The 945-nt window shown below is 42.1% G+C and carries 1 protein-coding gene and 1 pseudogene; one reads left to right on the top strand and one right to left on the bottom strand.

Features of this window, described 5'->3' with window-relative positions:
• Positions 1-246: IS3 family transposase (locus PPOP_RS24545; protein WP_234399872.1), on the bottom strand; the 246-nt coding region annotated here is incomplete at its 3' end.
• Positions 247-281: 35 nt separating this feature from the next.
• Between PPOP_RS24545 and PPOP_RS20935 the strand changes: the two are divergent.
• Positions 282-479, top strand: a pseudogene (locus PPOP_RS20935) (IS3 family transposase); the annotation flags it as partial.
• Positions 480-945 lie beyond the last annotated feature (466 nt).

The raw sequence follows: 945 nt of genomic DNA, 5'->3' as shown, positions 1-945 counted from the left end.
GAAGACATTCATCTCCAAAACGCGGGGTGAATGTCTTCTTTTTATACTATCTGCACCGCCTCCGAAGAAAAACGCAAGTTCTTCAGTGGCCTCATATTGGTTGGGGGTCATCTTCTTTAGTGTCCACTGATATCGCCCAGTGTTGTAAAAGTGGATGTACTCATTAATGCGGATGCGAAGCTCGTCAATGCTTGTACATTCTTTGTACTCTAATTCGTCTTTCATATGACCGAGTAATGGTTCCATTGGCGGGTAAGTAGCCCGCTCAGGCTACTTACCCGTGCATTGAATCGTTCCATAGCATTATCAAAAAGGAACTCATTTATCTGAACAAGTATGCGACCCGTGAAGAAGCTGAGAAAAGCATATTTGAGTACATCGAGGTTTTTTACAACAACGAACGCATTCATTCGTCGATTGGCTATCTCACCCCATCTGATTTTGAACGACAATACTACTTTAATACATTTAATCATTAAAATTTGTGTCTACTATTTTGACAGAGATCCAACTCTGATCACACTCCATCCCATCTTAATTCTTCCATCGTGTCCACCCTCTCAGAAGGTACATATGTACAAAAGGAACTAGATTTGGTGAAACAGTCCAAACCTTCGCCCCCCGTATTCGCCCATATTGACTCAGTCTTCTTCAAAACAGTTATTTTCTCCCCATCCCCGTACTACCTGTTTCAAACTATCTGCATTAATTATATGGAGTAGGGTCAAGTGTACCTCATACGATAAAATCACTCAAGTGTATGGGAAATGGGCGCACCCTTTATCGCGTTTTACCTTGCTACTTGAAGCCTGGGCCATGCGTCTTATGGCGGAAGTGCCCAGTTCAGTAATGATCATGCATGACTTGTTCTAACTTTTGTGATGCCTCTTGCAAAGCGACATCAATCTCTTTCTCGCCTGTAAAAATAGATTCTATCGCCGAATT

The organism is Paenibacillus popilliae ATCC 14706 (assembly GCF_000315235.1).
GTDB classification, from domain to species: Bacteria; Bacillota; Bacilli; order Paenibacillales; family Paenibacillaceae; genus Paenibacillus_B; species Paenibacillus_B popilliae.
The sequence above is the reverse complement of the archived record's forward strand: the minus strand, read 5'-3'. Positions and strand labels throughout refer to the sequence as shown.